The sequence below is a fragment of the Kitasatospora sp. NPDC088742 genome, assembly GCF_055584905.1.
Genome location: NZ_JBVJLD010000002.1, coordinates 367,088 through 377,004, shown reverse-complemented (window position 1 = coordinate 377,004; position 9,917 = coordinate 367,088). Strand labels below are relative to the sequence as shown.

Annotated in this window: 9 protein-coding genes; 5 read left to right on the top strand and 4 right to left on the bottom strand. The window is 75.3% G+C overall.

The genetic code is table 11. From position 1 onward, the window contains the following. The first annotated feature begins 196 nt into the window (after positions 1 to 196). Positions 197 to 619: a YjbQ family protein gene (locus ACZ6ZR_RS03825; RefSeq protein ID WP_465639040.1), complete on the top strand. Its 423-nt coding sequence runs from the start codon at positions 197 to 199 to the stop codon at positions 617 to 619. 81 nt (positions 620 to 700) lie between these two features. Next, a complete protein-coding gene (locus ACZ6ZR_RS03820; RefSeq protein ID WP_465639038.1) occupies positions 701 to 931 on the top strand; it encodes a hypothetical protein in 231 nt (76 codons plus the stop codon). Between the two features lie 15 nt (positions 932 to 946). Here ACZ6ZR_RS03820 and ACZ6ZR_RS03815 read toward each other — a convergent pair whose 3' ends face one another. The 4 genes from ACZ6ZR_RS03815 to ACZ6ZR_RS03800 all read right to left on the bottom strand — a co-directional run bounded on the left by ACZ6ZR_RS03815 (position 947) and on the right by ACZ6ZR_RS03800 (position 6,933). Then, positions 947 to 1,555, bottom strand: coding sequence for a hypothetical protein (locus ACZ6ZR_RS03815; protein ID WP_465639036.1), 609 nt, complete (start codon positions 1,553 to 1,555; stop codon positions 947 to 949). A 46-nt stretch (positions 1,556 to 1,601) separates the two neighbouring features. After that, positions 1,602 to 2,555 carry an endonuclease/exonuclease/phosphatase family protein gene (locus ACZ6ZR_RS03810; protein ID WP_465639034.1) on the bottom strand — a complete coding sequence of 318 codons (954 nt, stop codon included), beginning with the start codon at positions 2,553 to 2,555 and terminating at the stop codon, positions 1,602 to 1,604. A gap of 80 nt (positions 2,556 to 2,635) precedes the next feature. Next, positions 2,636 to 5,767: an AAA family ATPase gene (locus ACZ6ZR_RS03805; protein WP_465639032.1), complete on the bottom strand. Its 3,132-nt coding sequence runs from the start codon at positions 5,765 to 5,767 to the stop codon at positions 2,636 to 2,638. Next, positions 5,764 to 6,933, bottom strand: coding sequence for an exonuclease SbcCD subunit D (locus ACZ6ZR_RS03800; protein ID WP_465639030.1), 1,170 nt, complete (start codon positions 6,931 to 6,933; stop codon positions 5,764 to 5,766). Before ACZ6ZR_RS03800 ends, ACZ6ZR_RS03805 begins: the two co-directional genes overlap by 4 nt. A gap of 187 nt (positions 6,934 to 7,120) precedes the next feature. On the opposite strand from ACZ6ZR_RS03800, the gene ACZ6ZR_RS03795 reads away from it, so the two are divergent. The 3 genes from ACZ6ZR_RS03795 (at position 7,121) to ACZ6ZR_RS03785 (ending at position 9,773) form a co-directional block, all read left to right on the top strand. Further along, complete coding sequence (locus ACZ6ZR_RS03795; RefSeq protein ID WP_465639028.1) at positions 7,121 to 8,017, top strand: hypothetical protein; 897 nt, start codon at positions 7,121 to 7,123, stop codon at positions 8,015 to 8,017. Between the two features lie 176 nt (positions 8,018 to 8,193). After that, positions 8,194 to 8,790, top strand: coding sequence for a hypothetical protein (locus ACZ6ZR_RS03790; protein ID WP_465639026.1), 597 nt, complete (start codon positions 8,194 to 8,196; stop codon positions 8,788 to 8,790). Positions 8,791 to 8,975: 185 nt separating this feature from the next. Beyond that, on the top strand, positions 8,976 to 9,773 hold the full coding sequence (locus ACZ6ZR_RS03785) for an SGNH/GDSL hydrolase family protein (RefSeq protein WP_465639024.1): 798 nt from the start codon (positions 8,976 to 8,978) through the stop codon (positions 9,771 to 9,773). Positions 9,774 to 9,917: the final 144 nt, after the last annotated feature.

The following is a 9,917-nucleotide window of genomic DNA, read 5'->3' as shown; positions in this document are numbered from 1 at the left end:
GGCGGAGCACGCGGGTGTTGCTGCTCGCGCCGCTGCGGCGGCTCAAGCGGAGCCTGTTCGGCAGCAGGGGCTGACCGCCCCCGCCCCGGACGACCCGGCAGACCTGACGGTCCGCCGGGTCCCTTGCGTACCCGGACGTCGCAGGTCCCGGCCGTGTGCGGCCCGGTCCGGGCGGCGGCGGTGCGAGGATGAGCCCATGCCCGACAGCTTCCACACCCTGACCTTCGAGCTCACCACCGGGACCGGCGAGGTCGCCCTCGACATCACCGACCGCTGCTCCGCCTTCCTGGAGTCCGTCGCCCCCGGCCGGGACGGTCTGCTCAACGTCTTCGTGCCGCACGCCACCGCCGGGATCGCGGTGATCGAGACCGGAGCCGGCAGCGACGAGGACCTGCTCGCCCTGCTCCGCGAGCTGGTGCCCGCCGACGACCGCTGGCGCCACCGCCACGGCAGCCCCGGTCACGGCCGCGACCACGTGCTGCCCGGCCTGGTCGCCCCGCACGCCACCCTGCCGGTGGTGGGCGGTCAACTCGCCCTCGGCATCTGGCAGTCCGTCGTCCTGGTCGACACCAACGGCGACAACCCCCGGCGGTCCGTCCGGCTCTCCTTCCTGGGCTGAGCGCACCCGGCCGGGCCCGCGCCGCGAGGTGACGGAGTGCGGACGGATCGCGGCGGGGGCCGCCGCCGTATCGTGGGCGGCATGAGTGAGCGAGACGAGTCCGTGGACGGCGTGCGCGAGGCCGTCGCCCAGTGCGAGGTGCCGCCGCGGGTGGACGCGCTGGCGGCCCTGACCCCGGCCACCGGGGACGGGCCGCGGGCGGACTGCGTCCTGTGCGGGGAACCGACCGAGTACCCCGCCGACCACCCCGGGCTGACGCTCTGTCCGGTCTGCGCCTGGCAGGAGGCCCAGCGGGTGGCCTGTTCGGGCTGACGGCGGGGTCTGTCCTCAGCCCTGGGCGGGACGGAGGCGTTCGAGCTCGTCCGCGCGGCGGTGGTCCTTCGGGCGGCCGAGGGCGCGCCGCATCCGGATCAGGTCCTCCAGCGTTACGTAGCGGACGGTGAGGCCGGCCGCCGGGTCGGTGGCGGTCAGGGCGCGGGCGAGGCAGCCGGTGGTGTCCAGGCCGCCCCAGGGGAGGGCCGGGGTGCAGAGGTCACCCGTGACACCGGTGACGCGGTAGGCGGCCTGAGGGCGGGTCAGATCGGGCGGCTCGGTGCCGCCGCTGCCGCCGGCGGCGGAAAGCGCCGCCCGCAGGGCCCGCGCCTCCTCCGGTGAACCGTCCCACAGCAGGTCCAGGTCGCCGGTCGGCTCGGCCGAGCCGTGCAGGATCCCGGCCACCTGGCCGACCAGCACCGCGCGCGAACCCGCCGCGTGCAGGGCGCGGAGGAAGGGGAACGGGTCGAAGCCCAGCGCCCCGTCGGTGGCGAAGGTGCCGTCGTGGTCGTTCGCGGCCTCGGGCCCCCGGCCGGTGGCGGCGCGGTCGCGGGTCAGCTCGGCGGTGCGGCGGACGGTCTCGTGCAGCCGGGCCAGGGGTGAGGGGGGAGTGGTGTCGGTCATCCCGTCATCCCATCACTACGGCCCCGGAGCCGGGCAGAGGCGGAGGTCAGTGGCCGAGGCGGGCGGTCACCGGGAGGTGGTCGCTGCCGGTCGCGGGCAGGGTCGCGGTCGAGAGCGGGCGCAGGCCACGGCTCAGCACCTGGTCGATCCGGGCCAGCGGAGTGTCGGTCGGCCAGCTGAAGTCGAAGCCGGCCCGCGCCGGGCGGAGCCGGGAGGTCAGCGGACGCAGGCCCCGGTCGTCGAGCGTGCCGTTGAGGTCGCCCATCAGGACCACCTCGTGGAGCGGCTCCCGGTCCAGCACGGCGGCGAGGCGGCGGGCGCTGTCGTCCCGGCGGGCGCTGCCGAGGCCGGCGAAGCCGAAGCGGATCGAGGGCAGGTGGGCCACGTAGACGGCGAGTTCGCCGTCCGGGGTGCGGACGCCGGCGCGCAGGCCGCGCTGCCAGCCGGGGTCGGCGAGGCCCGCCGGACGGAGGTCGAGCGGGCGGGCCCCGGTCAGCGGATACCGCGACCAGAGGCCGACGCTGCCGAAGACCGCGTGGTGGGGGAAGTCCGCCGCCAGGGCCGCCCGGTAGGCGGGCAGGGCGGCCGGGGTGAGCTCCTCCAGGGCGATCAGGTCGGGCCGGGCCCCGGCCAGGGTCCGTGCGGTGCCGGCGGGGTCGGGGTTCTGGTCGCTCACGTTGTGCTGAACCACCGTCAGGGTGTGGTTGCTCGCCGGTCGGTGCGGCACCAGCAGGGGGCCGAAGGCCAGCGCCCAGGTGGTGGCCGGTATGAGCAGGGAGAGCGCGGCGCCGCGGGAGCGGCGGACCAGGGCGCAGAGCAGCAGGGCCGGTATGCCCAGGCCGAGCCACGGCAGGAAGGTCTCCAGCAGGCTGCCGAGACGCCCGATCCGGTTCGGCACCAGGCGGTGACAGAGGATCAGGAGGGCGAGCAGCACCGCGGCCGAGGTGGTCAGTCCACCGCGCCTGCGCCACGGCCACCGCCACGTCGAAAGTCCCGCCACCGTCCACCTCTCCCCGCACCCACCGTGGGCAACGGAGAGAGGGACGTGGGCAGAGTGATCCTCGGTTCCACCGGCCGCGGTCAGGGGCGGTCGCGGGTGGTGAGGCGCAGGGTTGACCCGTGGCGGCCCTTGTGGACCAGGAGTTGGGCCGGGATGCGGGAGCGGAGGTCGGCGACGTGGCTGACGATGCCGACCGCGCGGTCGCGCTCGCGCAGCCCGTCCAGTACGTCGAGCACCTCCTCCAGGGTCTGCTCGTCCAGACTGCCGAAGCCCTCGTCGATGAAGAGGGTGTCCAGCGGCATGCCGCCCGACTCGTCGGTGACCACGTCGGCCAGGCCGAGGGCGAGGGCGAGCGAGGCGAAGAAGCTCTCGCCGCCGGAGAGGGTGGAGGTGTCGCGGTCCTGGCCGGTCCAGGCGTCCACCACCCGGAGGGAGAGGCCGGAGCGGCGGTTGCCGGAGGCGCGGCCGTCGCTGTGCACCAGGGTGTACCGGCCGCTCGACATCCGCAGCAGCCGTCCGCTGGCGGCGGCCGCGACCTGCTCCAGCCTGGCCGCGAGTACGTACGACTCCAGGCGCATCCGGAGCAGGTTCTCGGTAGAGGTGCCGGAGGCCAGTTCGGCGAGCCGCTTGATCTGCTCGTACCGGGCCAGGGAGGGGCCCAAGTCCCTGACCAGCTGGGCCAGTCGGCGTCCGATCCCGGCCAGGGCGTCGACCCGGTCGCGGGCGGCGCTGTCGGCGGCGGAGGCGGTGCGGAGCCGGGTGAGGGCCTGCTGTTCGTCCTGCCGGGCGGCGGCCGGATCGGCGGGAGGAAGGGCCGCCGCGTCCGCCAACTCCGGCTGGGCCAGGCGGTGTTCGACCAGTTCGCGGTCGGCGCGGGCTCGCTCCACCCGGGTGCGCAGCGTCTCGCGTTCGGCGGCGGGCAGCAGGGCCGCCCGGGCCTCGGCGGGGGAGGCGAACCCGGCCGAACCGCTCACCTCGGCCAACTCCGCCTCGGCGTCGGCGAGTCGGTCGGCCGCCTCGGTCCGGGCGCGTGCGGCGGCCAGGGCCGCGGCCACCGCGTCGGCCAGCGAGGCCAGCGCTGCGGCGCGAGCGGCGACGCTGGGGGCCCCGCCCCGGGCGGCGGCGATCCGCGAGGTGAGGTGCTCCCGCTCCTCGGTGAGCGTCTGGAGCCTGGCGGTGAGGGCTGCGGCGCGCACCCTGGCCTGCTCCTGCTCGGCCTGCCGGGTCTGCTGCTGGTAGGCCAACTGCTCGGCGCTGCGCTGGAGTTGGCCGAGGGCGTCGGCGGCTGTGAGGGTGGCCCGGTGTTCGGCGTCGGCGCCGGTGAGGACGTCGGCCAACTGTTCGGTGGAGTCGTCGCCGGCGGTGGCGGCGGCCGCCGCCTCCGCGACCCGCAGGGTGGCCAACTCCTGTGCGGCGGCGTCCCGGTGCTGCTCCGCCCGTTGCTGGTCGGCCCGGGCCCGCTCCTCGTCGGCCTGGCCGACCGGGGCGCCGGAGGGCTGCGCGGGGGCCGGGTGCGCGGTCGCGCCGCAGACCCGGCAGGGGGCGTCGGCGGCCAGCTGCGCCGCCAGCTCGGCTGCCATCCCGGCGAGGCGGCGCTCCCGCAGGTCGAGGGTGCGCTCGCGGGCGTCGCCGGCCAGCGTGCGGAGGGTGATCAACTCGTCTTCGGCGGAGGCGATCCGGCCCCGGAGCCGGTCCCGCTCAGCGGCGGCGGACAGCCGGGTACGGAGCTCCGCGCGGCGGGCGTCCAGCTGCTCGACCCGGGCCTCGGCGGCGCGGGCGGTGGCCTGCTGCTCCTGGAGCTCCTTGGAACGGGTGTCGAAGTCCAGCAGCCAGTCGGCGGCCTCGTCCGCGGCCTCCTCGGCGCGGCGCAGCTGGTGACCGGCCTGCTCGGCCTCGCGCAGGGCCTCGGGGAGACGGCGTTCGTCGGCACGGGCGGCGTCGAGGCGGCCGAGGCCGGTACGGAGGCCGCGCTCCACCTCGGCGAGGCGCTCGGGCCCGGCCTGGTGGAGGGGGGTCTCCGACGGTGCTCCGTCGTGCGCGCGCTCCGGGCCGGGATCGCGTTCGGAGCTGGAGCTGGAGCTGGAGCTGGAACCGGAGCCGGAGCCGACGCCGGTCTGGTCGTGCCAGGTCCCCGCCTGCCCGGCGAGGGTGGTGCGGGCGCGGTGCTCCGCCGCCTCGGCCGCGGCCAAGGCGGCTGCGGCGGCTGCCTGGTGGCGCAGGACGGGCTCGACGGTGGCGGCCTGGTGGGCGACGGTGAGCCGGTCCGCGTCCCGCTGGTGGGCCTCGGCGGTGCCCGCCAACTCGGCGGCGGCCCGGATGGCTTCGGCGTGGCGCTGCTGACGCTCCGCCAGCTCCAGGGCCGCACGGAGCCGGGCCCGTGCCGACTCGTGCGCCTGCTCCGCCCCCGTCAGGGCGGCCGCGGCCACGCCGGCCTGCTCGGACGCGTCGGTGCGCAGCAGGGCGGCCCAGCCGAGGAAGTCCTGCGGCCCGGCCGAGTCGGGCACCCAGGCGGCGAGCGGTGCGGCGGTCGGTCCTGCGGCCTGTTCGGCCCGGGTGGCCAGGGCGTGCAGCTGCTGGCGGTCGGCCCGGACCACCGCCTCCTGGCGGGACTTCTGCTCGGTGAGCCAGCGCTCCACCTGCTCGAAGCGGCCGGTGTCGAAGAGCTGCCGGAGCAGCTTGGCCCGCTCGTTGGCGTCGCCCCGCAGGAAGCGCGCGAAGTCGCCCTGCGGCAGCAGCACCACCTGGCAGAACTGGTCCCGGCTCATGCCGATCAGCCGGTGGATCTGCTCCCCGGCCTCCTGGTGCGAGCGGCTGACGGCCCGCCAGCCCGGGTCGCCCTCCCCGGCGTCCGTCACCCACTCGCTGAGCAGGGTCTCCGGCTTCTCCGGCGTCATGCCGGTGCCGCGCTTCTTCGGCCGCAGCTGCTCGGGCCGCCGCAGCACCTTCAACCGCTGCCCGCCCAGGGTGAGTTCGAGCTCGACCTCGGTGAGCAGGCCGGGCTCGGCGTGGTCGCTGCGCAGTGGGTTGCCCTTGCGGGCGCCGGGCACCTCGCCGTACAGCGCGAAGCAGACCGCGTCCAGCACGCTGCTCTTGCCCGCACCGGTCGCGCCGCGCAGCAGGAACAGGCCGGAGGAGCCCAGTTCGTCGAAGTCCACCTGCTCCGTGCCGGCGAACGGGCCGAATGCGGTGATCCGCAGCCGGTGCAGCCTCATCGGGGCAACTCCTGCTTCTGCTGGTCGAGTTGGCGCACGTCCTCGAAGGCCTGGCGCAGCCAGTCCCGTTCGGCGGGGCCGGCCTCGGTGCCGGGGCGGACGTGCCGGACGAAGCCCTCGGCCACTTCCAGGTCGGTCCGGCCGCTGACCCGGGAGGCGTAGGAATCGGGCTGCTCGCCCTCCACCGGCTCCGGGTCGAAGAGCAGTTGGAGGGTGTGCGGGAAGCGGGCGCGCAGCTGCTCCATCGGCTTCGGCGGGCGGGCCGGGTCGGTCAGGGTGGCCTGTACCCAGGAGCCGGTGTGCTTCTCGTACTTCTCCGCGGCGAGCAACTCGTCCAGCCTGCCGCGCAGTTGGGCGAGCGGTCGGGGGACGGGGGTGTGGATCCGCTCGGCCTCCACCGAGCCGTCGGCGGCCAGGTCGACCAGCCACATGCTCTTGCGGTGGGTGGTCTCGGAGAAGGAGTAGGCGAGCGGCGAACCGCTGTAGCGCAGGTGCGGGGCGATGGTCTGGCTGCCGTGCAGGTGGCCGAGGGCCACGTAGTGCGCTCCGTCGAAGACCGCCGAGGGCACCGCCGCGATGCCGCCCACGGTGATGTCCCGCTCGCTGTCGCTGGCCTCGCCCCCCGCCACGAAGGCGTGCGCCAGCACCACGGCCCGGGTGCCCTCCGGCCGCCCCGCCAGGTCCTCCCGGACCCGCTCCATCGCCGCCGCCAGCACCTGCTCGTGCCCGCCCTTGGCCAGCCCGAACCGCTCCCTGGTCAGCGCCGGCTCCAGGTAGGGCAGCCCGTAGACCGCCACCGGCCCGTGCCCGTCCGCCAGCACCACCGGCTCGGCCACCCCGCCCGGATCGGTCCGCAGGTGGATCCCGGCCCGGTCGATCAGCCCCGAGGCCACGCCGAGCCGGCGGGCCGAGTCGTGGTTCCCGCTGATGAAGACCGTCGGCACGCCCAGCTCCGCGAGCCGGTGCAGCACCTCGTCGAACAGCTCCACCGCGTCCAGCCCCGGCAGCGCCCGGTCGTAGACGTCCCCGGCGACCAGCACCGCCTCCACGTCGCGCTCCCGCACCACCCGTACCAGGTGCTCCAGGAACTCCCGCTGCGCGGGGATCAGGTTCTCCCGGTGGAACGACCTCCCGAGGTGCCAGTCCGAGGTGTGCAGCAGTCGCACGTACCCAACCCCCACACGTCTCGCACTCACCAGGACCTCCCCGAGTATCCCAGCTCCCCCCGACAACCCGGGAATCAGCCGTTCGACCCGATTGCACAGGGTGTTCTGTCAGTGACCGTGTGTACGTTTTCGGTCGTCGGCACCCCGGGGATCCGGGGGTCGTGGTGCGAGTGTGGAGGGGATCCGGATGGCCGGGAAATACGGGGCGCGGCGGCGGGTGGCGGGGCGGCGGCGGTGCGGGGAGGTGCGGCAGACGGTGGCGTTGGCGGTGGCCACGGATGCGGCGGCGTACGCGCGGCTGCGGCGGTGCGGGCTGTTCGAGGGGGTGGACTTCGGGGCGTACCTGCGGTGCACGGAGGGGCGGTTGCGGGCCCTGCGGGGGACGGGGATGGACGTGCACCTGCGGGTGCTGGAGCCCGTCGACTTCGAGGACTTCTGCGCGGAGCACCTGTTGGACCCGGCGGACCCGGTGGCGGAGGTGGCGTACGCGGCCGATCCGGAGTTGGCCGGCGAGCCGTTCGCCTACGCGGGGGAGGGCCTGGCGGAGCTGCTGCCGGTGCTGACGGAGGATCACCGGGCGCGGGTGCGGATCTCGATCGGGTGTGCCGCGCTGCTGGCGGCGGTGGGGTGGGAGTCGAGCCCGCAGGAGCGGGTGGCGGCGGTGCTCGGGTACGTGTCGGAGGTGGTGCTGGCGCTGGCCGAGGGGGCGGGGGACGGGCGGCACCGGCTGACGCTCCGTTCGCTGGGGCTGCTGGACGGCGAGGAGCTGACGGCGGTGGCCGCGCTGGTGGTGCGGGAGGGGCTGCCGGAGGGCGTGGGGCGCGAGCTGGAGGCGTTCTGCGTGACGCTGGCGGCGGCCGTGGCGGGGTGCGGTTCGGGGGAGCTGATGCTCTACCGGGCCGACGGCGCGGTGCACGGGTGGGTGCTGGTGGACGGTTGGCTGCGGCCGATGACGGCGGCGGAGACCGGGGCGGTGCTGGAGCTGGGGGCCGCCGGAGCCGGGGTGCTGGGGCCCGAGCTCACCGGGGTGGAGGGGGTGGGGGAGGCGGCCGGCCGGCCGGGTTTCCCGCTGCCGATGCCCTGAGCGCCGCGGCGGTGGCCGGGAGCTGAACTCCGGGCGGACTGCCGTGCCCCGGGCGGCGGCCAGGACTGTTCATCGACCGCATGTTCGGGGAAGATCAACAGTCGGAGGCACCGACTCCGAATAGCCGCCGGCACCCGAGGCCGGGGACGGCACCCGACACCGAGGGAGGGGGACGCATGGGCCGGATCGAGTACACCGCGGAGATCGCCGAGCTGCTCGGCCGCGTCCGCCGCCGCCCGACGGCGGGGTGGCCCTGGCGTCCCGGCGAGCCGGTGCCCGCCGGGCTGCCGGTGAAGCAGTCCTGGGGCTGGCTGTTCGTGCCGGACGGCCGGGTGCTGACGCTGGTGAACCCGCGGGACGGGGTGGTCAGCCTGCCGGGCGGTTCGCTGGAGCCGGAGGACGCGGGCGATCCGGCGCTGGCGCTGGCCCGGGAGGCGGGGGAGGAGGCGCAGGCCGTGATCGGCTCCGCGCACTACCTCGGCTACCTCTACGACCGGATCGGCTCGGCCAACGGCGGCCACGAGTGCGCCCGGGTCCGGATGGCGGCCCCGCTGCGCGCCGTCGGCCCGACGGCGCCCGACCCGGCGTCGGGGCGGCACTACCGCCGCCTGCTGGTGGCCCCGGGGCTGGCGGTGGAGCTGCTCGGCTGGGGCGGGCCGGGTCTGCGGCAGGCGCGGGTGGCGGTGGAGGTGGCCGTCCGGCTGCTCGGCATACCCGCGGCCGCCAACGAGACCATCGAGGAGCTCCCGCCGGCGGGAGCGGTCCTGGGCTGAGGCCGGGGGCGAGGGCCGCCACCCGGTCGGGGATGAGCGGTAACTGACATCGCGTCGGACCGACGGTGTCACACGGGCTAATCCTCGCAACAACTTTGGCATGGCCACTATCCGCCGAAGCTACTCCCTGGTATCAAAATTGTGACCCGCGTCACGTGACCCGCGTCACTCCAGTGGAGGTGCCCGTGCGTCCAGTTCGTGCTGTCTCCGTCGCCCTCTCGGCGATGCTGCTCACCCTGACCACCCTCGTCGCCGCTCCCGCCGCCCACGCGGCCGGGGCCCGCTACGTCGCCCTCGGCGACTCCTACTCCGCCGGAGTGGGGGCGGGCAGCTACACCAGCGAGAGCGGTAGCTGCAAGCGGAGCACCAATGCCTACCCGTACCTGTGGAAGAACGCCAACGCGCCCGCCTCGTTCTCCTTCCTGGCCTGTTCGGGAGCGAGAACCGGTGACGTGCTGGCCAACCAGCTCGGCACCCTCACCTCGGCCACCACGCTGGTGTCGATCACCATCGGCGGCAACGACGCCGGCTTCGCCAGCACCATGCAGACCTGTGTGCTCAACTCCGAGAGCTCCTGCCTGACGGCGGTCGACAACGCGAAGGCGTACGCGACCAACACGCTGCCCGGCAAGCTCGACCAGGTGTACACGCAGATCCGCAGCAAGGCGCCCGCCGCGAAGGTGGTGGTCATCGGATACCCGCGCCTCTACAAGGTCGGCGGGGACTGCATCTTCGGCATCGGCGACACCAAGCGGGCCGCCATCAACAGCGCGGCGGACCTGCTGGACGACGTGATCTCCAAGCGGGCCGCCAACGCGGGCTTCACCTACCGCGACGTGCGCGGCCTGTTCACCACCCACGAGATCTGCGGCTCCGGCACCACCTGGCTGAACTCCACCGTGCTGCCGGTGGACGAGAGCTACCACCCGAAGGCGGCCGGCCAGTCCGGCGGCTACCTGCCGGCCTTCTCCGGCGGGGTCTGAGCCGTCCGGTAGACGGGCCGAGCCCGTACCCCCTGCCCCGTGACGCGGGCGGCGGGGGGTACGGGCTCGGGCGCGTGACGGGCCGTCAGGGCAGGTAGCTGCGCAGGCCGCCGACGGTCAGGCCGGCGGCGGTGGCGTCGGCCA